Raw genomic sequence first — 21314 nt, forward strand, 5'->3', positions numbered from 1 at the left:
TGATCGTTATCGGCTCATCGAAAGCAATTGCGTCGCCCGCCCAGCGTTGGCGTCGGCCATCTGCAGCATCTTGATCTGCATCTCGAACTGGCGCGCCAGACTGATCATGTTGACCATCGCGTCGACCGGATTGACGTTGCTGCCTTCGAGCGCTTCGGAGGCCAGTTTCACGTTCTCATCGAGCGGCGCCGGCTCGCGGTTGCGGGTCCGAAACAGGCCGTCGTCGCCGCGGACCAGCTCGTTCTCCGCCGGATTGACGAGCTTGATCCGGCCGACCACATTCACGTTGTTCGGCGTGCCGTAACGCGGCACCGCCGACACCGTGCCGTCGGGCGCAATACTGATGGTGTTGTCGGGCGGAATGGCGATCGGCCCGCCGTCGCCGAGCACGTTGCGCCCGGCCGCCGTTTGCAACTGACCGTTGGCGTTGACCTGCAAGTTGCCCGCACGGGTGTAGGCCTCGCCGCCATCGGGCGTCTCGACGGCAATCCAGCCAGCACCAAGCACCGCCACGTCAAGCGGGCGCCCGGTCGACTGCAACGGCCCTTGGTCGAACACGTCGGCGACCGAGGCGTCGGCGACGAAGGCACGCGTCGGCGCCCCTTCGCCCTGCACCGGGACGGCACGGAACTTGTGCTCCATCGCCCGATAGCCGGTGGTCGCTGCGTTGGCTAGGTTGTGCGCCACGCCGGCTTGCTGGATGAAGGTCTGCTTGGCCCCCGTCATCGCCGTGTAGATCAGACGATCCATTTTTTTCGCTACCCCCGCCTGTTTCCTGGTTGCCTACGCTTTAACGCAGGTTGACCAGCGTCTGCAGGATCTGGTCCTGTGTCTTGATCGACTGCGCGTTCGACTGGTAGTTGCGCTGCAGGGTGATCATGTTGACCAGCTCGGCAGTCAGGTCGACGTTCGACTCCTCGATCGCGGTGGCCTGCAACATCCCGCGCGACCCCGCGCCCGGCGCGCCATCAAGCCCATCGCCCGACGCCGAGGTGCCCTGCCACTGGTTATTGCCCATGCTGACCAACCCGTTCGGGTTGGGGAAGTCGGTGAGTGTGACCTGCCCAAGGCTCTTGGTCTGGCCGTTACTGTAGTTGCCCTTGATGATCCCGTCCGCCGAAACGCTGATCCCCGACAAGGCGCCCTGCGCGTAGCCGCCCTGGGTCGTCGAATTCACCGTGCTCACCCCGCCGTAGCTGGTCGTTCCGGTGAAATCAATCATCCAGTTGGGCAGACCGCTGCCCATCGGGGTTGTTGCGCCGTTGGTCAGCGCCCAGGTCGTCGGCAGCGTCGTCGGCACGGGTGATGTCAGCTGACCGTTGCTGTTGAACGTCAAGTTAGCCATCGCCACTGGATTGGCGCCGTCGAGCGTCGCATGGACGTTCCAGGTCGCGGGCGACACCGTCGCGGTCTTGACGAAGTAAAGCGTCATCGCGTGGTCGTTGCCCAGAGTGTCGTAGACGGTCATCGCCGTCGAGTAGTTGTAGCTCAGCGGATTTTGGAAATTGAAGGGCGTGATCGTCGGCGGCGTGGCGCGCGAATCAAGGTTGAGCACCGCCGTGGCGTTACCGCCAAGCGCCGCGCCGGTGGGCTGCGGCGCGAGGTTGGACTTATCGATGTGGATCGGCACCGGCGTCGAGGCAACGATGGTCCCCGTCGGCGTCGCCGAATAGCCCATCAGCTGGAAACCTTGATCGTTCACGATGTAGCCGCTCTTGTCGGTGTGGAACTGGCCGTTGCGCGTGTAGGTAACGATGTTGTCGCGGTTCATCTTGAAGAAGCCGCCACCGTTGATCGCGATGTCGAGCGGATTGCTCGTCGAGGTGATGTTGCCTTGCGTGAATTGCTGCTGGATGCCGCCGATCGACACGCCGATCCCGACCTGGGAGGCGCCACCGCCGCTCAGCGAGGCGGCGTAGACGTCGGCGAAGTGGGCGTTGGCCGATTTGAAGCCGACCGTGCTGCTGTTGGCGACGTTATTGCTCACCACGTCGAGTGCCTTCGATGCCGAGTTGAGTCCGCTCAAGCCTTGCTGGAATGCCATGATCTGTCTCCTGATCCCGTGGGATCGTTAAAGAATTTCCTGCACTTTCGAGAAATCCACACTGCCGAGCGGTCCAAGGTCAAGCTGGAAACCGCTGCTCGTACGCACCACAGCAGAAACCGTGCCAATGTTGAGCGCCTCGACCTTCACCCCGGCGCCGTTACGCACCGCGTCGACCTTGAAGGTGTAGTTGCCATCGGGTGCAGTGGCCCCGCTTTCGGTCTTGCCGTCCCAGCCGAAATCGAGCACCCCGGCCGCCTGCGGACCGAGCTTCTGGCTCTGTACGACCTTGCCATTGACGTCGAGCACGCTCACCGTCACCTCGTCGGCCGGGGAAGCGAGACTGATCCCGCCGATCGCCATACCGCCGGCCAGCAGCATCTTGTTGCCGGGCACCAGGACTTTTTTGCCGATCATCGCCGAGGCCTGCATGGTCTGCGAATTACCCAGGCTGTCGACCAGTCCGCTCAGCGTCGAGTTGAGCTTCTCGATTCCCGAGACCGTGCTCATCTGCGCCAACTGGCTGGTCATCTGCGCGTTGTCGAGCGGATTAAGCGGGTCCTGATTCTTCAACTGCGTCACCAGAAGCTTCAGGAAGCGGTTCTGCGCATCCTCGGCGGTGTTGACCTCGTTGCTGCCGGTGTTACGGCTGGTCGAACCGTATTTGTACAGGGGATCGGTCGCCCCGGTCGATTGCACATTCGTGGCCATCGTTATCTCCTCGTAACTTTACTGGCCAAGCGTCAGCGTCCGTAGCAGGAGCTGCTTGGCGGTGTTCATCACTTCGACGTTGGTCTGGTAGGAGCGCGACGCCGAGATCATGTTGACCATTTCGTCCACCGGACTCACGTTGGGCATGGTCACGTAGCCTTGTTCATTGGCGGCAGGATTGCGCGGATCATAGAGCAGGCGCCCCGGGCTCGAATCCTCGACCACCTGCTTGACGCGCACGCCTTGCGCTGCGGTTCCAGCCAGGGGCGCCGCTTCGAAAACCACCTGCTTGACGCGGTAAGGCTTGCCGTCCGGGCCGGCAATGCTCTCGGCGTTGGCAAGGTTGCTGGCGACGGCGTTCAGGCGTAAGGACTGCGCGCTCAAGGCGCTGCCGGCGACGTGATAAACATTGAACATGCTCATGCGGATTGCCCCTGGATGGCGGTCAGCAAGGTCTTGATCCGACCGCTGATGAAGGTGAGGCCAGCCTCGTAGCGCACCGCGTTCTCAGCGAACTGGGCTCGCTCGAGGTCCATTTCAACGGTGTTGCCGTCGGCGCTGCTCTGCACCGGTTGGCGGTATTTGAGTTCGGCTGGCGCCATCCCGCCACTGCCCGAGAAGTGCCCGGACGCCGTCTTCGCCAGCGTCAGCCCGCCTGCACTCCGTCCGGCCATGGCCGCGTCGAGCGCAGTCTTGAACTCGAAGTCACGCGCTTTGTAATTCGGCGTGTCGGCATTGGCAATGTTCTCGGCCAGCACTTGTTGCCGGTAGGCTCGCAAGCCCAGGGCTTTGGCCTGAAAAGCGATGGCATCGTCGAATTTGCTGAGCACGGTCACTCCTGTGACTTGGAAGCGGATGCCATTCCACTGCAATTAGCATGCCAGCCGTCTGTTCTCAGGACCGCTCCCCAACCAAGAGGCCCGATGGCCAGCCCATCGCACGGGAAACGCACACCCAAGCACGCGCCGACGGCAAGATTTGCCGCCCTCCGGCCTTGCCGCACAGGCGCAAACGCCCCACCTCTCCCTGCCTTGAGGCACAATAGACGGATGATCAGAACCGCACCGCCTGTCGGCCGACGCTCCGGTCGGCGCTTCCTGTTCCTGCTCGGCAGCCTGATGACGGCCGGCGCCTTGGCGCAGACCCCGACCCTGCAAAGCGCTCTCGACGACTACCTGCGCACCCAAACGCAAGGCCTGCCGGGCAAGGTTAGCTACCAAATCTCACCGCTCGACGCCAACGCCCAACTCGCCCCATGCAGTGTCTTCGAGCCCTTTCTACCCTCCGGAACACGCCTCTGGGGCCGCGCCACGGTCGGCGTCCGCTGCCTTGGCCCCGCCACCTGGACGATCTACGTTCCCGTTCAGATCAGTGTTCAAGGGCATTACCTCGTCACCGCACGCACACTCAGCGCCGGCCAGCGCATCGGCCCACAGGACTACGTCGTCCGCAACGGCGACCTGGGCCGGCTACCGGCCAGCGTGGTTAGCGAACCTGCACAGGCGCTCGGCAAAACCCTGAAAAACGGTCTGGCCGCCGGCCAGCCGTTGCGCAACGACCAACTCACCGCGCCCTGGGTCGTGCAACAGGGCCAAAGTGTTCGCACCGTTTCACAAGGCCCCGGCTTCAGCGTCAGTAGCGAAGGGCGGGCGCTCAACAATGCATCGGAAGGCCAGGTGGTCCAGGTGCGCACCCCGAACGGCCAAACCTTAAGCGGCATTGCCCGCGCGGGCGGAATCGTCGAAATCGCGCACTGATCCGGAACGCGCAGGCAGAAACGGAAAAAATGCACGCAGCATCGCCAAAAGCGCTGCATTCGGATGTAAAGCCCGGGCAAAGAATGCTAAAGTTGCCGCCGAGACTGCCGTAAGAGCCCCTAGGAAGGATAAACCGAGGTTCCGCCATGAAAATCGAAAGCTCGACCAAGCCGCTCAACGCGCAGCCTGTCAAGGAGTCGCGTACTGCTGGCGCACGCCAGGCCCGCGCCCCACAAGGCGAGGACGACGTCAGGCTGAGCGGGCTTGCCGCCCAACTGCGCACCTCGGACGATTCCACCGCCTTTGACGCCGCACGCGTCGCCGAGATCAAACAGGCCATTGTTGATGGACGCTTCTCGATCAACGCCGGGGCCATTGCTGATCGGCTGATCGCTTCGGCCCGCGAACTCGTGGATGCCAAACGGCGCGCTTAAGCACAGAGGAAGATGCACGCAGAAACGACTCTCGCCCAACTTATCGGCGAAGAAAACCAAACCGTCGAAGCTTTCGCCGCGCTTTTGCGCGAGGAACAGACTTTGTTGAGTGACGGCGAGGCCGTCGACCTCGATCGCTTACCCGCACTGATTGCGCGCAAAGACGCCGTCGCTGAAACGCTCAACCGTATTGCTGAGCGCCGCAATGCCGCCCTCGCCGGGCTGGGCTTGAGTCCTGACCGCAACGGCATCGAAAACTGGATCACAAGCCGTCCGAAAGACTCGGGCTTGCTCCAAGTTTGGCAAAAAACCCTGAACCTCGCTGCTGAAGCGCGCGAACTCAACCGCCTGAACGGCGAACTGATCGCCCTGCGCCTGCAGCACAACGGCCGGGCGCTCGAAATCCTGCAGAGCGGAGGCCGCGCGCCCGACCTCTACGGTCCGGACGGGCAGTATTCTGCCGCCGGAATGCGGCGCATCAACGACGCCGTCTGAGCCACACGTGCAGCACGTTCTTACGGCGTCGCGGCACCGCTGCCCAAGCCGACCTCTTTACCCTTCTCCGGTTGCATCGAATCGATCAGGATGCTGACCCGCCGGTTGCGTGCGCGCCCATCCGCCAGCAAGTTTGATTCGACGGGACGAGTATCGGCGTAACCGATCGCCGTCAGTCTGTCACCGCCCACGCCAGCATCGGCGAACAGCCGCAACACCGTCGTCGCGCGAACCGCAGACAACTCCCAGTTGGACGGAAACTGCGGGGTACGGATCGGCACGTTGTCGGTGTGCCCTTCGATGGTGACCGGAAACTCAGTTGGCGCCAAAACTTCACCGATCGCCTTCAGCGCCCGGCTCACCGTTGGCTGCAGTTGCGCCTGGCCGGGCGAAAAAAGCACGCTGTCGTTGATTTCAATGGTTACGCCACGGCTGGTCTCGATGACCCGGACTTTCCCCGCCTCGATGAGCGGCGCCATCACTTCAAGGATGTCCTTGGCAACCGAACGCATGGTGTCGCGCTGTTTCTGGCGCACGGCGTCCTGCTTGCCCGCCTCGGCGGGCCGCGGCGGCAACTGCACCGCCGGACGTTGCAGCGCGGGGAGTGGCGGCGGCAGGACCACGGCGACCGGAGTCGGGGTATTGACCTGGATGTTGCGGAACGCCGCGACCATCGAATCGCTGAGAATGCGGTACTTGCCTTCGTTAACCGTCGACAACGCATACATCACCACGAAGAAGGCAAAGAGCAAGGTGATGAAATCCGCATAGGAGACGAGCCAGCGCTCGTGGTTGTCGTGCTCCTCCTCGCGTTTGCGCCGGGCCATGATCAGACGATGTAGCCCTGCAGGCGACTTTCGATGATGCGCGGATTATCGCCGTTGGCGATCCCGACCAAGCCATCGACCAGCATTTCGCGGTGCACGATGAGGCGCTGGATGTGCGCCTTGAGTTTGTTCGACATGGGCAGAAAAACGAGGTTGGCCAGGCCGACGCCGTAGATGGTGGCGACAAAGGCCACGGCGATGCCGGCACCGAGCTTGGACGGCTCGCTCAGGTTTTCCATGACGTGGATCAGCCCAAGGACGGCGCCGAGAATGCCGATCGTCGGTGAATAGCCGCCGGCGGCCTCCCAGATGCGCGCCGCGGCGCGCTGCTGTTGTTCGAAAGCATCGATCTCGACTTCGAGCACCTCGCGCAGGCGCTCCGGTTCTGCGCCATCGACCAGGAGCTGCAATCCCTTGCGAGCAAAGGGATCCTTCAGTTGGTTGAGCGAATTCTCCAAGGCCAGCAGGCCTTCGCGGCGTGACAACTGACTCCAGACGGTGATCTGGCGGATCAGCGCCTGCGGATCAATCACCGGCGGATACCAGACCCAGCGCACCATCCGCATGCCGCGCACGAAAGTCGCGTAGGGGCTCTGCAACATGACGGCGCCCATCGTCCCGCCAAGCACGATGACCAGTGCAGTGGGCTGACTCAAGGAACCGACGCTGCCGCCTTCGAGAATCTGGCCGCCGACGATCGCGGCGATGCCGATGAGCAGGCCGAGGACGCTGATCTTATCCATTGCGCCGCGCCCGTTTCTTGATCCCGCCTTCGCCAAAGAGACGCGTCCGCAGACGGGCCACGGCCTGGCTGTGCAACTGACAGACACGTGATTCGGTGACGCCCATCACTTCGCCGATCTCGCGCAGATTGAGGTCCTGCTCGTAATAGAGTGCCATCATCATTTTTTCCCGCTCCGGGAGGGCCTCGATCGCCTGGACGAGCAACTGACGCAGGCTGGCATCCTCGAAAATTCGCGCCGGGTCGCCGGCATCGTCGACCAGATGACGTTCGAGATAATCCTCGTCGCCTTCCTCGATCATATCCTCGAACGAGATCAGCTGGTGACCGCGCGCATCCTGAAGCATCTTCTGGTAGTCGCCCAGGCTCATCCCCAGGGCATTAGCCAGTTCCTTCTCAGAGGGCACCCGCCCATGCGCTTGTTCGAGTTGAGCGATGGCTTCTTCGATACGCCGGAAATCGCGGCGCAGACTGCGCGGGAGCCAGTCGTTCTCACGCAGACCGTCGAGCATCGCCCCGCGGATACGTTGCGCGGCGTAGGTCTCGAACTGCGCCCCCATTCCGGCTTCGAATTTTCCCAGTGCGTCGAGCAGGCCCAGCATACCGTTCTGCACCAGATCGTCGATCTGGACGCTGGACGGCAGCTTGACCATCAGGTGGTAGGCGATGCGTTTGACCAAAGGCGCAAAGCGCTGCACCAGCTGATCCTTGTCGATCTGACCAGCAGCGTTGTACATGGCGGGGAGAATCACGCGTAAATGGCGACGGGATCGTAGCGTTGGCTCAAGTGTAGCAGCTGTTGCAGGAATTGTTCGAGGCCGCCGACCTCTGCATCAGCGCCAGGCCAATCAATCAGATTCCCAGCCAGGGTGCGCAACACGCGAGCCGCCGGGGCGTCCGGATACAAGCCGACCGCCGGTTGACACAGCCGCGCCGCCTGGGCCATGCGCTCATCGACGGGGATACAACCGACATATTCGAGCCGGGCCAACCGACGCGCGTGCGTTACACGCGCGATGTTACCGAAGATGGTCCGTCCTTCCTCGAGGCTACGCGCCTTGTTGACCAACACGCGGTAGGCGCGACTGGCGTAGGCGAGACTCACTTTCTTGATCAGGGCATAGGCTTCGGTAATCGCGCCCGGGGTCGGCGGCACGACAATCACCGTCTCGTGCGCCGCAAGCCCGAAGGGCGAAAAACCAAGCGGATGATCGTGCGATGCATCGACCAGAATGAAATCGGGAGCCGGTGACAGGCCAGCCAGCGTAGCGATCAAGCGCTCCTGTTGCAGCGGCGAGAGCCGGGCCAGCGCACCGACGGTCCGCGCCACGGGCAGCACCCGCACCCCAGCCGGCACCTTGAGCATGACCTCGTCGAGCGTCTTCTCACCTTCGACGACATGCTGCAAGTCGTTTCGCACCAGCGCACCGAAGCAGGCTGCAGAGCCGTCGCGCGCGCTTTCGTCGAGCACCAGAACGTCCTTGCCGAGCCGAACCAGCGCTGCCGCCAGATTGGCAACGATGGCGCTGCGCCCAACCCCGGCGCTACCGCCGACGAAGGTGATGACGCGTGTTGCCGCCTTTTGGCCAAACAGGCGGCGCAAACCATCCGCCTGGTCGCCTCGATAATCAGCCACGACGCCCCCCGGCCGCCACCAAGCCAGCACTGGCCATCATCAGTCCAGGTTCGTTCCCGGACAGGCGATGCGGCGAGACTTCGGGCACATCTTTGAATGCACGGTGCAGCAGATAGGCGCGATTCGGAAGGTGCAGGTCTTCCGGCACGCGCTGGCCGTTGGACACGTAATGCAGGCGCAGTTGGTGGCGCATGATGACGTCGAGCGAAGACGCAAGGCCCGCAGCTTCGTCGACCTTGCTCAGGATGCAGCCAACCACGTCGGGCCCGGCATAAGCACGCACCACGTCATCGAGGGTGTCGCCGCGGCCGGTCGCGGCCAGCAGCAGCAGACGTTTGACCGGGCTGCCGTCAAACATTGCCACCTGCTCGGCGACCATCTTGTCGCGCTGGCTCATGCCCATGGTGTCGATCAGGATCATGTGCTTGTGCTGCAGATCAAGCAAGGTCTGGCGCAATTCACCGGCATCCTTCACGAGATGCACCGAAACACCGAGGATGCGCCCGTAAATACGCAGCTGTTCGTAAGCGCCGATCCGGTAGCCGTCGGTGGTGATCAGCGCCACCTTGCTGGCGCCGTGGCGCAACACGCAACGCGCCGCGAGCTTGGCCGTGGTGGTGGTCTTGCCGACACCAGTCGGGCCGACCAGAGCGTAAACACCACCGCGGTCGACGATGTCGCTCTGTGCATCGAGTGTCTGCAAGCAGCGCTCGGTCGTCGCTTTAACCCAGCCCAGAGCGCCTTTCTGGTCGAGATCAAGCGGTAACTCGGCCAACAGTTCATGCGCCAGGCGCGGCGAGAAGCCGGCGTCGAGCATCTGACGCAAGATCTCGGTCTTCACCGGTTCACGGCGCGCAGTTTCGCCCCACGCGGCGCCAGCCAGATGCTGCTCGACGATGCGGCGCAAGGCCCGGATCTCGGCCATTACTTCGGCCGGAACAACTTCGGCGGCACGGGGCACGGCGATGTTCGCCGGCTCAAACTGCGGCGCAGGCCTGGAGGTTAGCGGCGGTATTGGATTCGCAACGCGGTTGGACGGTACGGCTTCACTCGACAGACGGACGGTATAGTCTTCCTGCATTGGCGGAACAGAAGCAGGAGCAGCCGCGGCGCGTGGCGAAGTGACGATGGCATCCATCTCGCCAGCCGCCACGGCCATGATCTCGACGCCTCCCGGAATCGCGCGGTTGGACAGGATGATCGCGTCGGGGCCAAGCATTTCCTTGACCTTGTGCAAGGCGTCGCGCGCCGTTGCGGCAATGAATTTCCTGACGTTCATGACCTGCCTCCGATGATCGATGTGACCCTGATGGTTTTATGTTCAGGCACTTCGCCGTGGGCGAGCACCTTGAGTTGGGGGATGCTGCGCCGCAGGAAACGCGACAGCAGCACACGCAGATTGCCGGGCACGAGCAAGACTGCGGGCAACCCCAGTTCTTCCTGACGCTGCGCCGCACCGGCGGTCTCGCGCATCAGCGTGTCGGCGAGCCCCGGTTCGATGCTGGCACCGTCGCCGCCGCCGGAAATGGCCTGCTGCAGAATGCGCTCGAGCTGCGGATCGAGCGACATCACCTGCATTTCATTGCCCGATGGGTAGAGCTGCTGCACGATCGAGCGTCCGAGCGCAACGCGCACCTGCGCGGTAAGCACTTCGCTGTCCTGGCTGCGCCCGGCCGATTCGGCCAGCGTCTCGACGATGGTGCGCATGTCGCGGATATGCACGCCTTCGTCGAGCAGGTTCTGCAGCACCTTCTGCACCACGCCGAGCGGCAAGGTCTTGGGCACCAGGTCTTCGATGAGTTTGGGCATTTCCTTGCCCAGGTGGTCGAGCAGCGCCTGCGCCTCCTGGCGTCCGAGCAGCTCGGCAGCGTGGGTGAGGATGAGATGGTTGAGGTGCGTGGCGACCACCGTGCTCGCATCGACCACCGTGTAGCCGAAGGCCTGGGCCTGTTCGCGCAAGGCCATATCAACCCACACCGCAGGCAGGCCGAAGGCCGGATCCTTGGTCGCCGTTCCCGGCAGGTTGCCGGCAACGCGACCGGGGTTGATCGCCAGCAGATTCCCGGGGAAAGCCTCGCCCTGCCCGATTTCGACGCCCTTAAGCAGAATGCGGTACCCGTTCGGCTTAAGTTCGAGGTTGTCGCGGATATGCACCGGCGAAACCAGGAAGCCGACTTCCTGTGCGAACTTCTTGCGAATGCCGCGGATGCGGCGCAGCAGTTCGCCGTCCTGCGCTTTGTCGACCAGCGGAATCAGGCGGTAGCCGACTTCGAGACCGAGGACGTCGAGTGGCGACACGTCGGCCCAGCTCGCCTCAAGCGACTCGCCCGGCGTTGCAGGCGTCGCCGCCACCGGTACCGGTTTTGCAGTTTGCTGTTCGCGTCCGATGTACCAGGCCAGACTTCCGAGCAACGCAGCGAGGAGCAGGAAAACGAGGTTGGGCATCCCGGGAATCAGGCCGAGCAGGCCGATGATGCCGCCGGTCAACCCGATCACTTTGCTGCTGGTGAACAGCTGAGCCAGGAATTGTTCGGACAGATCTTGCGATTCGCCGACACGGGTGACCACCATGCCCGCAGCGATGGAGATGATCAGCGCCGGAATCTGCGCCACAAGGCCGTCGCCGATGGTCAGCAAGGTGTAGGTCTTGGCCGCCGTGCCGACGTCGAGGTTGTGCTGCAACACACCGACGAAGAGGCCGCCGATGACGTTGATGAACATGATCAGGATGCCGGCCACAGCATCGCCGCGCACGAACTTCGAAGCACCGTCCATGGAGCCGAAGAAATCCGCTTCTTCGGCGATCGCACCGCGCCGCCGCCGCGCTTCGTCCTCGCCGATCAAGCCGGCGTTGAGGTCAGCGTCGATGGCCATCTGCTTGCCGGGCATCGCATCGAGGGTGAAACGCGCGGCGACTTCGGCGACGCGTCCGGCACCCTTGGTGATGACCACGAAGTTGATGATCACCAGGATCGTAAACACGACGATCCCGACCGCATAGTTGCCGCCGACGAGGAAGTGCCCGAAAGCATCGATCACCTGTCCGGCAGCTCCCGGCCCGGTGTGCCCCTCGAGCAATACCACGCGCGTCGAAGCGACGTTGAGCGAGAGGCGCAGCAGCGTGGTGATCAGCAGCACCGTCGGGAAGACCGAAAAGTCGAGCGGCTTCTTCACGTTGATCGCAACCAGCATGACGATCACCGAGATCGCGATGTTGAAGGTGAAGAAGAGGTCGAGCAGGAAGGGCGGCAGCGGCAGCACCATCATCGACAGGATGATGAGGATGAGCAGCGGCCCGGCCAGCTGCTGCATACCGCCACGCCCGATCAGGCTGCGCAGGGAGAGCGCGGCGTTAGCCATTGAGCGCCTCCGCGACGGTCATTTCCACCGGGACGGCGATCTCGCGCGGCGGCAGCGGATACTGGCCGCCGGTCTTGCGCCAGTTGGCCAGCTGATAGACGTAGGCCAGAACCTCGGCCACCGCGGCATACAACGGCGCCGGGATTTCCTGATCGAGTTCGGCGTGCTTGTACAGCGAACGTGCCAAAGGCGGTGCCTCAAGCATCGGTACGCCGGCTTCGGCGCCGATCTGACGGATTTTGGCGGCGATCTCGCCGACACCCTTGGCGATCACTTTGGGCGCGCCCATGCCGCTCTTGTACGCCAGCGCAACCGCGAAATGCGTCGGATTGGTGACGATCACGTCGGCCGTCGGCACCGCGCCCATCATGCGCCGGCGCGCGGCTTCGCGCTGCAGCTGGCGGATGCGCCCCTTGACCTCGGGATTGCCCTCCATTTCCTTGCCTTCCTGACGCACTTCCTCCTTGGTCATCTTCAGGCGGTCGTGGAATTGCCAGAGCTGGAAAGGCACGTCGATGGCCACGATCAGCAGCATCGACAGGACGATGAGCAGAAAGCTGTATACGATCAAGTTGCCGGCCGAAGCCAGACCGGCTTCGAGCGGTTGTCCAAGGAGCGCAAAGAGGTCAGCGCGTTCGCTCCACAGCACCCACACCGCAACGCCGCCGACCAGCAAGGCCTTGGCGATGGCTTTGACGAGCTCGGCAATGCCCGTCCAGGAGACGATCCGTGAGAGCCCCTGAATCGGGTCCAGGCGCGCGAGGTCGGGGGTCAAGGCCTTGAGGGTGAAGTTCCAGCTGCCGAGGAAGAAGGGCGCGGCAATCGCGGCGACGACCAGCGCGCCGATCAGCGGCGAGAAGGCCAGCAGGGCATCGAACGCCAGTTCCGAGAAACGCGCGGTCATCTTGGCCGTGTCGCGCACGACACTTTCGTCGAGGGTCAGCCCCCGGCGGACGATGCTCGCGGCGCGCTGCATCATCCACGGCCCGACGAACCAGAACGAGGCTGCGGCAACCATGAGAACGAGAAAAGCGCCGATTTCGCGCGAACGGGGAACCTGGCCCTCTTCCCGGGCCTGTTCGAGTCGCCGTGCTGACGCCGGTTCTGTTCTTTCGAGGTCGCTGTCTTCGGCCATCTGCGGCTTCCGTTCAAGTACGGGCTATTATATGAAAAATCTTTAAAAAATAAAGAGGTATGGGACTTTATTTAGGCCGATTCTCGAATAGTCGCAGGAACGCAACAGCACGCACAAAGCACAAAAAAAGACAGGGGGCGCAAGCCCCCTGTCCAGGCCATTGATTATTAATCGTTTAAACCGGAAGCTCGAGCGAGCGCTGACGCACACCAAGTTCCTTGTCGATGTGCTGGTTGAGATCCGCGAGCAATTCCTTCATGTCGAGGATCAACACGATCTGACCATTGGAAAGGGTCGTCACTCCGGCCACGCCGCGCGGGCGGAAATCGTCGAGCGACTTGATCACCGCATCATCGCGCCCGGCGAAGCTGTCGACCGCGAGGATGAAGCTGCGCTCCGAGGTCTGCATCAACACCCCGTACTCGGGCGTATGCAGCTGCGGCCAGCCGAGCAGGCGCGAGAGCGCCACCACAGGCAGCACCTCGCCGCGCACGACCAGGGTTTCCTTGCCGCCGACTTCCTGCATCTTGTCCTTCTCGATCGGCAGAATCTCGCGCACCATCGACAGCGGCAACGCGAACGGTTGATCGCCGAGCAACACCAGCAACACCGGCAGAATCGCCAGGGTAAGCGGCAACGAGATCAGGAACACCGAGCCTTTGCCCGGCTCGGAACGGATTTCGATCGAACCGTTGAGCTTCTGGATGTTGGTCTTCACCACGTCCATGCCGACGCCGCGCCCGGACACCGCCGAGGCCTGGGTCATGGTCGAGAAGCCGGGCAGGAAAATCAGGTTCAGGCTCTGCCGGTCATCGAGCGTATTGGCGTCTTCCTCGCGGATGATGCCTTTCTCGATGGCCTTGGCGCGAATGCGCTCGGGACTCATGCCGCGCCCGTCGTCGGCAACGATCAGGACGATGTGATCGCCTTCCTGACGCGCTTCGAGGCGCACGACACTCTTCGGCGGCTTGCCGGCCGCGAGGCGTTCTTCGGGCGACTCGACGCCATGGTCGACGGCGTTACGCACGAGGTGGACGAGCGGATCGGCCAAGTCCTCGATCATCGTCTTGTCGACTTCGGTTTCCTCGCCGACGAGCAGCAATTCAACGTCTTTGCCGAGCTGGCGCGCAAGGTCGCGGGCGATACGCGGATACTTCTGGAACAGGCGGCCGATCGGCTGCATGCGCGTTTTCATCACCGAGTTCTGCAGGTCGGAGACGAGCAGATCGAGCTGGCTGACCGCCTGATCGAGGGCATGCAGCGTATCGGTGTCATTACGGCCGGCCAGGATGTCGGCGCGCAGGCTGGTGAGGCGGTTCTTGGTCAGGCCGATTTCGCCCGACAGGTTGAGCACCTGATCGAGGCGCGCGGTATCGACGCGGATCGTCGATTCGCGTGCCGCGGCCCGCTCCTCGCTGCGCCGCCCTCCTGTCGAGCCACTGACCGCGCCCACACGGTCGCTGGCCCGACGGCCTTCCGGCGGAAAATGCGGCGTCGCATTGGCCAGTTCAGCCGGAACACCGGGCTCGGCGTGGACCGGCACCTGCGCCGAGCTTGGGGCCGGCATCGTCGGCGCGCTTTGGCCGGTAATCACGTCATGCAACGCCTGCCAATCCGGTTCAGCGGCGGTCCCAGCATTCGCGGGCGGCGGCACAGGAGCGGCCATTGGCGTCACGACCGGCGCGGGCTCATGCGCGATGACCCGTCCGCCCTCTTCGAGGGCATGGCGCAAGGCCTCAAGCAGGCTGGCTTGCGCCGGACGCGGCTGTGTCGCCTGCGCCAGTTCGCCGAACATCACCCGCACGCCTTGTGTGGCGGCCATGATCACGTCCATCAACTCGGGAGAGAGCGGCATCTCGCCGTTGCGCAGCTTGTCGAACAGGTTCTCGGTCAGGTGGCAAAGCGTCACCAGCTCGGTGGCGTTGAGAAAGCCAGCGCCGCCCTTGATCGTATGAAAGCCGCGGAAGATGTCGTTGAGCAGCTGCCGATCCTCGGGGTTGCGCTCAAGGTCGACCAACTTGTTGTCGACATCGGAGAGCATGTCGCTGGCTTCCTGCAGAAAATCCTGCAGCAGGTCTTCCATCCCGGAAAAATCACTCATTGCTGACCTCCTAGAATCCGAGGCTATCGAGCAGGTCGTCGACCTGCTTCTGGCTGGCGACCACGTCGGTCCGTCCTTCGGGATTGACCACCGGACCATTGAGCAGCGACTTCACCGACTCCGTCTTCTTCTCGCCGGGCATGGTCTCGATCAGCACGTTCATCAAACCTGACTCGAGATCCTGCGCCAATCCCACGATCTTCTTGATCACCTGGCCGGTCAGATCCTGGAAATCCTGCGCCATCATGATTTCCATGAGTTGTTCGCGCGTCGCGCCAGTGCGTTGCGGCACGGCGTTCTTGAGATAGGCCCGCGTCTCGTCGGCCAGCAACTTGAATTCCTGGGTACTCAGCCGGTTCGCATACACCGCGTCCCACTTGTCGGCAAGCAGTTTGGCGCCATTCTCCAACTCTTCCTGCAACGGGTTAGCAATGTCAGTGGCATTGAGTACCTTGCAGGCGGCCTGTTCGGTCAGGTTGGCGATGTAGGTCAAGCGGTCCTTGGCATCAGGAAGCGCGTGCACGGTCTTCTCAAGCAGCTTGTCGTAACCGAGCGCGCCGAGCGTGTCGTGCAACAGACGGGCCATCTGTCCGACCTGATTGAAAACCTTCTCCTGACCAGCCCAATCGGTGTCCTGAACCGCAGCAGCAGCGCCGGCCTGCGGCTTGCTAGCCACCGAATCGAACAGCGCCTGCAGATCGTCGTTATCCTCGCTCAAGCTGTCGCCTTCGCGCACCTGGCGCATCAGCGAAGCCGCAGGAGCTGGAGCGGCGACGGGCGCGGGCTGGGGCGTTGCGAAGGCGACCGGACGGGGTGCGGAAACACCGCTGGCGATGCTATCGAATAGAGCCTCGAGTTCGTTCGAGTCGCCGGATGCAGTCTCGTTGCTCATTTCAGGCACCCATTTTGTCGAAGATCTTCTGCAGCTTCTCAGCCAGCGTCGCCGCCGTAAACGGCTTCACGATGTAGCCGCTGGCACCGGCCTGGGCCGCGGCAATGATGTTTTCCTTCTTGGCTTCCGCGGTGATCATGAGCACCGGGAGATGCTGCAGCGAAGGCGTCGAGCGGATGGTTTGCAGCAGCTGCAGACCGTCCATGTTCGGCATATTCCAGTCGGTGACGACAAATTCAAACCGCCGGCCTGCAGTTTCTGCAGCGCGATCGCGCCGTCTTCGGCTTCATCCACATTGGTGAAGCCCAGCTCCTTGAGCAGGTTTCTGACGATGCGGCGCATCGTCGAAAAATCGTCGACCACCAGAATTCGCAACTTCGGATCAGCCATTCTCTTTTAACTCCCCAGAATCTTTATTGGCGCTCGAGCAAGGGGCGCAGCGTATCCGCCAGCACCTCGGCATCGAACTTGGCAACATAGGCATCGACGCCGACCGCCTGCCCCATGGCGCGATTCGCCTCGGATGACAAGGACGAGTGCATGACGACGGGAATGCCGTCGAAGCGCGCGTCGCTCTTGATGTGTCGGGTCAGCACGTAGCCGTCCATTTCCGGCATTTCGGCATCGACGAGAATCAGTTTGACATCGTCGCGCAACACCGAATTGGTCTGCTGCGCATGCGCCGCAAGCCCTTGCAGACGGCTCCAGGCCTCGGCGCCGTTGGTCGCATGCTTGTGCTTGACACCGAGCTTGTCGAAAACCTCGGCGATCTTGCGCCGCGCCACAATCGAATCGTCGACGAAGAAGACGCCGGTATCCTCGGGCACCTGGGCTGGCGGCACATCGACGATGATGGCCTCGCCGAAGGCATTGGCGAGGATTTGCTCGACGTCGAGCAGCGACACCAGCGTCCCGTTCTCCAGTTCAGTGATCGCGGTGATCAACCCTTGATTCGACGACAGAACGCTTTCAGGCGCGCGCACTTTCTCCCAGTCGACACGGATGATGCGGTCGACCTCATGCACCAGGAAACCCAGCGTGCGTTTCGAGTATTCGGCGACCATCATGGTCTGCCCGCGCTCGACCGGCTTGTCCTTGAGGTCGAGGAAATTCACCAGCGACAACACCGGGATGACGTTGCCGCGCAGTGAAACGAGGCCTTCGACCCCACGCGGCATGTTCGGCGTTTTGGTGATGTGCGGCGTACGCCCGACTTCACGCACCTTGAAGACGTTGATCCCGAAGGTCTCGCGGGTCCCCAGCGAGAAGAGCAGGATCTCCATTTTGTTCGACCCGGCGAGCCGCGTCCGGGCGTCTACGGTGTCCAGCAGATTTTTCTTTTCGACGATGTCCATGCTCATGATTCGCTCCCGTCAGCCCGCCGTCTCAAGACTCGACCCTGGCCACTGGCTCGGCACCCAGCAGGCGGCGGGCCAGCGTCTCGGACAGTTTCTGCGGCTCGAACTTGGCGACGTACTCATCGACGCCAACGGATTGACCGAGCTGCTGATTGGACATCCCGGAAAGCGACGAATGCATGATCACCGGAACGCCGGCAAAGCGCGGATCGCTCTTGATTCGTTTGGTCAGGATGTAACCGTCCATTTCGGGCATTTCGACGTCGGTCAGCACCAGGCTGACGAGATCGGTCACGGCCTGCCCAGAAGCCTGGGCGAAGGCAGCGATTTTTTCCAGTTCGTTCCAGGCCTCGCGCCCGTTGATCGAGCCGTTGTACTTGACGTGCATGGCATCGAGGGTCCGCATGATCTGCTTGCGCGCAACGATCGAATCGTCGGCGAAGAACACGGTCAGGTCGGGCTTATTGAGCGGCTTGATGTTGCGATACACCGCCTCCTCGTCGTAGTTGGTGGTCTCGGAGAGCACCTTCTCGACGTCCATCATCATCACCAAACGCCCGTCGGCAAGCTCGGTGACCGCCGTCACCAGACCGCCCATCTCGGCGACCAGCATCTCCGGCGGCACCTTCATCTGGCTCCAGTCGAGACGAAGGATGGTATCGACCGCCTCGACCAGAAAACCCTGCGTATGCCCGGCGTATTCGGTCACGATCATGATGTTGCGCGGCGTGTCGGTGTCGATGCGCGTGTAGCTGGCGAGGTCGACGACCGGAACCAGCGCGCCGCGCAGACTGACCATGCCCTCGACGGACGGCGGCATCTCCGGCGCACCGGTGATCGGCGGCGTGCGCATCACTTCGCGCACCTTGAACACATTGATGCCGAAGGTCTCGCGTCGACCGGTGCGCGCATTCGTGCCCAGCGTGAACAGCAGAATTTCGAGCTTGTTCGTGCCGGCCAGTTTGGTGCGGGCATCAATGCTCTTGAGCAGTTCTGACATGCCTAAACTCCCATTTGGGCGAACCCCATTGCTTTATTAGTTACATCTTAATCGATCAAACTTCAATTCACCACCCGAGTACACCGGGGAAAATCCCGCAAAGCCCCGAAAAATCTGCACTTGGCGAACGTCTCCCGCACCGGCTCATGCAAAACACAAGCGTTTTCTGCGCAATGGGATAAAGCGTCATGCCCGCGTCGACGAGCGGGGCATGACGACAGCGTCTTTACGGCCCCGGCCGCGTTTTCTTTAGGCGCCCGAGGACGCGGCAACCCGGCCGAGCAGCATCAACACCCGGCGCGACAGTTCGCCGAGTGGCGCCTCGTCCTCGACCGCACCGATCAGCGCCGCTTCACGCGGCATGCCATAGACCACGCAGGACGCCTCGTTCTGCCCCAGCGTCCGCGCCCCGGCCTTGCGCATGTGGAGCAGCCCGAGCGCGCCGTCCTTGCCCATCCCGGTGAGGATGATGCCGACCGCATTGCGCCCGACCACCTCGGCGGCCGAATCGAAGAGCACGTCCACCGAAGGACGGTGGCGATTCACCGGCGGCGTCGCCTGCAGCTCGGTGCAGTAGCCCGAGGGCGTACGCCGAACACGCAGGTGCGAATGTCCCGGCGCCACGTAAACCATCCCCGACTGCAGGCTCTCGCCGCCTTGCGCCTCGATGACGCGTGGACGACACAGGGTGTCGAGGCGCGCCGCGAAAGAGGCGGTAAAGGACTCGGGCATGTGCTGGACGATCAGGATCGGTGGGCAATCGACCGGCATCCCCAGGAGGAAGGTCTTGACGGCCTCGGTGCCCCCGGTCGACGCACCGACAAAGACAATGCGGCTCCCGGCCCCCACCGCCACGCCGACGCCCGGGCGGTGCGGATCAGTCGCGTTTTCGCGCAAGTTCATAGACCGTCTTGCCCTTCGAGTGGAACACGTCGGCGGCGTGCAGGAAGCTTTCGGAATGCCCTGCGAACAGCAGGCCGTCGTGACTCATGAGCGGCGCAAAACGCGTCAGGATTTTGTGCTGGGTCGGCTTGTCGAAATAAATCATCACGTTGCGACAAAAAAGCACGTCGAGCGGGCCGCGCACCGACCAGTTCGGTTCGAGCAGGTTGATGCGCTGAAAGGTGATCAGGCGACGCAACTCGGGCTTCACGGTATAGCTTTCGCCCGGCCCCGCCGCCCCCTTGGTGAAGAAGCGCGACAGCCGTTCGGGCGAGAGCTTGTCGACCCGGTCGCGAGGATAGACGCCCTTCATCCCGAAAGCCAGGACATTGGTGTCGAGATCGGAAGCAAAGATGGACACCGGGACATTGAAGCTGTTGAACGCCTCGACCACGGTCATCGCGATGCTGTAGGGCTCCTCGCCGGTCGACGCCGCCGAGCACCAGATCTTGATTTGCGAACGCCCTTGCGTCTGCAGTTTTTTCAGATGCTCAGCCAGGATCGGGAAGTGGTGCGGCTCGCGGAAGAAGGAGGTCAGGTTGGTGGTCAGCGAATTGACGAATTTTTCCCACTCCGCCTTGTCGCCGCGCTCGAGCAGGGCGAGGTAGTCGCCGAAGCTCTTCAGGCGCGTCTCGCGCAGGCGCCGCGCCAAGCGGCTATAGACCATGTCCTGCTTGGCCGGCGAAAGGGCGATTCCGGCGTGGGCGTAGATCAGCTTGCGCACGCGCTCGAAGTCGGCCTCGGTAAAAACGAATTCGCGCTCGGCAGCCTCGCGGGAGGCAAACGAGAAGGCCGGCGCAGCGGCCGGAGCGGTCGGTTTTTTTTCGATCATCGCTACCTCGTGAATGTCGGCGGACGGGCCGCCATCATCATCCGCCTCGCGTCGGCGCCGGTGGCGCCGCAGGGCTCGCCGGCACGGCGGGCGGCGCGGCAGGAACGGCGTTGGGCGCCGCCTCGCTCGGCGCCTCGTCATCGGCTTCGACGGTCACATTGCCGTCTTCCTGCAACATGGCTTCCTCGGTGCGCTTGTTGAGCACGACGATGTTGATCCGCCGGTTGCTCGCCGAAAGCGGGTCATTCTTGTCGAAGAGCACCGTCGACGCCAGGCCGACGACGCGTAGCACCTTGTTCTCGTCCATTCCGCCGGAGATCATTTCGCGCCGCGCCGCGTTGGCCCGGTTGGACGACAGCTCCCAGTTCGAGAAGCCGCGCTCGCCCGAGCCGTACTGCGCCGCGTCGGTGTGCCCGGAGAAGCTGACCTTGTTGGGCACGGCGTTGAGCGCCTGCCCGATCTCGCGCAGGATCACCCGCGAATACGGCTTGAGTTCGGCGCTGCCGGTGTCGAACATCGGCCGGTTCTTCTCGTCGAGGATCTGAATGCGCAAGCCTTCCGGGGTCACGTCGATGAGCAGCTGGTTCTTGAACTGGCGCAGCGCCGCATTGCCGTCGATGAGTTTTTCGATGCTCTTCTTGAGCTCGCCGAGCATCGCCTTCTCGCGTTTCTCAAATTCGCGCTTGAGTTCCTCGGAACGCGCGTCGCGGACGTTGGGCGTCTTGCGCGTCGCCTGCACGTCGCCGTCCTTGACCTGGCCGGCGCTGCTGGTGAGCACCTTGCCGCCGCCCTTGAGGATGCTGGTTGCGTCGCCCGCGCCCGAGCCGCCGGAGAGGCTGACCTTGAGCGGGTTCTGGAAGTAGTCGGCCAGCCCTTTGAGGTCGCCGGTCGAGGTCGAGCCGAGCAACCACATCAGCAGGAAGAAGGCCATCATCGCCGTCACGAAGTCGGCATAGGCGATCTTCCAGGCGCCACCGTGGTGGCCGCCGGCGACCTTCTTGATGCGTTTGACGACGATGGGGCGGACGTCTTCGCTCATCCCTGCTCC

General features: G+C 63.0%; 22 protein-coding genes and 1 pseudogene. 3 read left to right on the forward strand and 20 right to left on the reverse strand.

The genetic code is table 11. The annotated features are described in order from the left end of the window. Window positions 1–6 precede the first annotated feature (6 nt). The 5 genes from flgF to flgB are packed head-to-tail and all read right to left on the reverse strand — an operon-like array spanning window position 7 to window position 3585. A complete protein-coding gene (gene flgF, locus QMB55_RS01190; RefSeq protein WP_497586828.1) occupies window positions 7–750 on the reverse strand; it encodes a flagellar basal-body rod protein FlgF in 744 nt (247 codons plus the stop codon). Window positions 751–790: 40 nt separating this feature from the next. Then, on the reverse strand, window positions 791–2044 hold the full coding sequence (gene flgE / locus QMB55_RS01195; RefSeq protein WP_497586829.1) for a flagellar hook protein FlgE: 1254 nt from the start codon (window positions 2042–2044) through the stop codon (window positions 791–793). A gap of 27 nt (window positions 2045–2071) precedes the next feature. Then, a complete protein-coding gene (locus QMB55_RS01200) occupies window positions 2072–2755 on the reverse strand; it encodes a flagellar hook assembly protein FlgD (protein ID WP_497586830.1) in 684 nt (227 codons plus the stop codon). 18 nt (window positions 2756–2773) lie between these two features. Further along, window positions 2774–3178 (reverse strand): flagellar basal body rod protein FlgC, encoded by a 405-nt coding sequence (flgC, locus tag QMB55_RS01205; protein WP_497586831.1) that lies wholly within the window; start codon window positions 3176–3178, stop codon window positions 2774–2776. Then, entirely contained in the window at window positions 3175–3585 is a 411-nt protein-coding gene (flgB, locus tag QMB55_RS01210) for a flagellar basal body rod protein FlgB (protein ID WP_497586832.1), read from the reverse strand. The genes flgC and flgB overlap by 4 nt, the downstream gene beginning before the upstream one ends. A 219-nt stretch (window positions 3586–3804) precedes the next feature. Here flgB and flgA point away from each other — a divergent pair, with 219 nt between their 5' ends. The 3 genes from flgA to QMB55_RS01225 all read left to right on the forward strand — a co-directional run bounded on the left by flgA (window position 3805) and on the right by QMB55_RS01225 (window position 5441). Beyond that, window positions 3805–4512, forward strand: coding sequence for a flagellar basal body P-ring formation chaperone FlgA (gene flgA / locus QMB55_RS01215; protein WP_497586833.1), 708 nt, complete (start codon window positions 3805–3807; stop codon window positions 4510–4512). A gap of 128 nt (window positions 4513–4640) precedes the next feature. Beyond that, window positions 4641–4946, forward strand: a complete 306-nt coding sequence (flgM, locus tag QMB55_RS01220) for a flagellar biosynthesis anti-sigma factor FlgM (RefSeq protein ID WP_497586947.1) — start codon at window positions 4641–4643, stop codon at window positions 4944–4946. Between the two features lie 12 nt (window positions 4947–4958). Further along, window positions 4959–5441, forward strand: a complete 483-nt coding sequence (locus tag QMB55_RS01225) for a flagella synthesis protein FlgN (RefSeq protein ID WP_497586834.1) — start codon at window positions 4959–4961, stop codon at window positions 5439–5441. A gap of 20 nt (window positions 5442–5461) precedes the next feature. Here QMB55_RS01225 and motD read toward each other — a convergent pair whose 3' ends face one another. From motD to motB, 15 genes and pseudogenes are all read right to left on the reverse strand, one after another. Next, complete coding sequence (gene motD, locus QMB55_RS01230) at window positions 5462–6268, reverse strand: flagellar motor protein MotD (RefSeq protein ID WP_497586835.1); 807 nt, start codon at window positions 6266–6268, stop codon at window positions 5462–5464. Window positions 6269–6270: 2 nt separating this feature from the next. Beyond that, on the reverse strand, window positions 6271–7011 hold the full coding sequence (locus tag QMB55_RS01235) for a flagellar motor protein (RefSeq protein ID WP_497586836.1): 741 nt from the start codon (window positions 7009–7011) through the stop codon (window positions 6271–6273). Further along, window positions 7004–7747 (reverse strand): RNA polymerase sigma factor FliA, encoded by a 744-nt coding sequence (locus QMB55_RS01240; RefSeq protein WP_497586948.1) that lies wholly within the window; start codon window positions 7745–7747, stop codon window positions 7004–7006. Before QMB55_RS01240 ends, QMB55_RS01235 begins: the two co-directional genes overlap by 8 nt. 11 nt (window positions 7748–7758) lie before the next feature. Continuing rightward, on the reverse strand, window positions 7759–8646 hold the full coding sequence (locus QMB55_RS01245) for a nucleotide-binding protein (protein WP_497586837.1): 888 nt from the start codon (window positions 8644–8646) through the stop codon (window positions 7759–7761). Then, window positions 8639–9925 carry a flagellar biosynthesis GTPase FlhF gene (flhF, locus tag QMB55_RS01250; RefSeq protein WP_497586838.1) on the reverse strand — a complete coding sequence of 429 codons (1287 nt, stop codon included), beginning with the start codon at window positions 9923–9925 and terminating at the stop codon, window positions 8639–8641. Before flhF ends, QMB55_RS01245 begins: the two co-directional genes overlap by 8 nt. Next, window positions 9922–12006, reverse strand: a complete 2085-nt coding sequence (gene flhA / locus QMB55_RS01255; RefSeq protein WP_497586839.1) for a flagellar biosynthesis protein FlhA — start codon at window positions 12004–12006, stop codon at window positions 9922–9924. The genes flhF and flhA overlap by 4 nt, the downstream gene beginning before the upstream one ends. Then, window positions 11999–13141, reverse strand: a complete 1143-nt coding sequence (gene flhB / locus QMB55_RS01260) for a flagellar biosynthesis protein FlhB (protein ID WP_497586840.1) — start codon at window positions 13139–13141, stop codon at window positions 11999–12001. The genes flhA and flhB overlap by 8 nt, the downstream gene beginning before the upstream one ends. A 175-nt stretch (window positions 13142–13316) precedes the next feature. Beyond that, the gene (locus QMB55_RS01265) at window positions 13317–15242 is read right to left on the reverse strand and encodes a chemotaxis protein CheA (protein ID WP_497586841.1); all 1926 of its coding nucleotides are present in this window, start codon (window positions 15240–15242) and stop codon (window positions 13317–13319) included. A 10-nt stretch (window positions 15243–15252) separates the two neighbouring features. After that, a complete protein-coding gene (gene cheZ / locus QMB55_RS01270) occupies window positions 15253–16134 on the reverse strand; it encodes a protein phosphatase CheZ (protein WP_497586842.1) in 882 nt (293 codons plus the stop codon). 1 nt (window position 16135) lies between these two features. After that, window positions 16136–16524: pseudogene (gene cheY / locus QMB55_RS01275) on the reverse strand (chemotaxis response regulator CheY). 23 nt (window positions 16525–16547) lie between these two features. Beyond that, window positions 16548–17489 carry a chemotaxis protein gene (locus QMB55_RS01280; protein ID WP_497586949.1) on the reverse strand — a complete coding sequence of 314 codons (942 nt, stop codon included), beginning with the start codon at window positions 17487–17489 and terminating at the stop codon, window positions 16548–16550. A gap of 31 nt (window positions 17490–17520) precedes the next feature. Then, window positions 17521–18492, reverse strand: a complete 972-nt coding sequence (locus QMB55_RS01285) for a chemotaxis protein (RefSeq protein ID WP_497586843.1) — start codon at window positions 18490–18492, stop codon at window positions 17521–17523. Window positions 18493–18741: 249 nt separating this feature from the next. Further along, on the reverse strand, window positions 18742–19395 hold the full coding sequence (locus QMB55_RS01290; protein ID WP_497586844.1) for a chemotaxis protein CheB: 654 nt from the start codon (window positions 19393–19395) through the stop codon (window positions 18742–18744). Beyond that, window positions 19370–20266: a CheR family methyltransferase gene (locus QMB55_RS01295; RefSeq protein ID WP_497586845.1), complete on the reverse strand. Its 897-nt coding sequence runs from the start codon at window positions 20264–20266 to the stop codon at window positions 19370–19372. The genes QMB55_RS01290 and QMB55_RS01295 overlap by 26 nt, the downstream gene beginning before the upstream one ends. A 37-nt stretch (window positions 20267–20303) precedes the next feature. Continuing rightward, window positions 20304–21305 carry a flagellar motor protein MotB gene (gene motB, locus QMB55_RS01300; RefSeq protein ID WP_497586846.1) on the reverse strand — a complete coding sequence of 334 codons (1002 nt, stop codon included), beginning with the start codon at window positions 21303–21305 and terminating at the stop codon, window positions 20304–20306. Window positions 21306–21314 lie beyond the last annotated feature (9 nt).

This window comes from Propionivibrio sp. (assembly GCF_041441355.1).
Classification (GTDB): Bacteria; Pseudomonadota; Gammaproteobacteria; order Burkholderiales; family Rhodocyclaceae; genus Propionivibrio.

Excerpts from the sequence above, each read along its gene's own strand:
- flhA (WP_497586839.1), bottom strand. The coding sequence starts at position 12,006 with ATGGCTAACGCCGCGCTCTCCCTGCGCAGCCTGATCGGGCGTGGCGGT.
- motB (WP_497586846.1), bottom strand. The coding sequence starts at position 21,305 with ATGAGCGAAGACGTCCGCCCCATCGTCGTCAAACGCATCAAGAAGGTC.
- flgF (WP_497586828.1), bottom strand. The coding sequence starts at position 750 with ATGGATCGTCTGATCTACACGGCGATGACGGGGGCCAAGCAGACCTTC.
- QMB55_RS01285 (WP_497586843.1), bottom strand. The coding sequence starts at position 18,492 with ATGTCAGAACTGCTCAAGAGCATTGATGCCCGCACCAAACTGGCCGGC.
- QMB55_RS01200 (WP_497586830.1), bottom strand. The coding sequence starts at position 2,755 with ATGGCCACGAATGTGCAATCGACCGGGGCGACCGATCCCCTGTACAAA.
- QMB55_RS01265 (WP_497586841.1), bottom strand. The coding sequence starts at position 15,242 with ATGAGTGATTTTTCCGGGATGGAAGACCTGCTGCAGGATTTTCTGCAG.
- QMB55_RS01225 (WP_497586834.1), top strand. The coding sequence starts at position 4,959 with ATGCACGCAGAAACGACTCTCGCCCAACTTATCGGCGAAGAAAACCAA.
- QMB55_RS01235 (WP_497586836.1), bottom strand. The coding sequence starts at position 7,011 with ATGGATAAGATCAGCGTCCTCGGCCTGCTCATCGGCATCGCCGCGATC.
- QMB55_RS01240 (WP_497586948.1), bottom strand. The coding sequence starts at position 7,747 with ATGTACAACGCTGCTGGTCAGATCGACAAGGATCAGCTGGTGCAGCGC.
- cheZ (WP_497586842.1), bottom strand. The coding sequence starts at position 16,134 with ATGAGCAACGAGACTGCATCCGGCGACTCGAACGAACTCGAGGCTCTA.
- QMB55_RS01290 (WP_497586844.1), bottom strand. The coding sequence starts at position 19,395 with ATGAACTTGCGCGAAAACGCGACTGATCCGCACCGCCCGGGCGTCGGC.
- flhF (WP_497586838.1), bottom strand. The coding sequence starts at position 9,925 with ATGAACGTCAGGAAATTCATTGCCGCAACGGCGCGCGACGCCTTGCAC.
- QMB55_RS01280 (WP_497586949.1), bottom strand. The coding sequence starts at position 17,489 with ATGGACATCGTCGAAAAGAAAAATCTGCTGGACACCGTAGACGCCCGG.
- flgE (WP_497586829.1), bottom strand. The coding sequence starts at position 2,044 with ATGGCATTCCAGCAAGGCTTGAGCGGACTCAACTCGGCATCGAAGGCA.
- flhB (WP_497586840.1), bottom strand. The coding sequence starts at position 13,141 with ATGGCCGAAGACAGCGACCTCGAAAGAACAGAACCGGCGTCAGCACGG.
- QMB55_RS01295 (WP_497586845.1), bottom strand. The coding sequence starts at position 20,266 with ATGATCGAAAAAAAACCGACCGCTCCGGCCGCTGCGCCGGCCTTCTCG.
- motD (WP_497586835.1), bottom strand. The coding sequence starts at position 6,268 with ATGGCCCGGCGCAAACGCGAGGAGGAGCACGACAACCACGAGCGCTGG.
- flgC (WP_497586831.1), bottom strand. The coding sequence starts at position 3,178 with ATGAGCATGTTCAATGTTTATCACGTCGCCGGCAGCGCCTTGAGCGCG.
- flgA (WP_497586833.1), top strand. The coding sequence starts at position 3,805 with ATGATCAGAACCGCACCGCCTGTCGGCCGACGCTCCGGTCGGCGCTTC.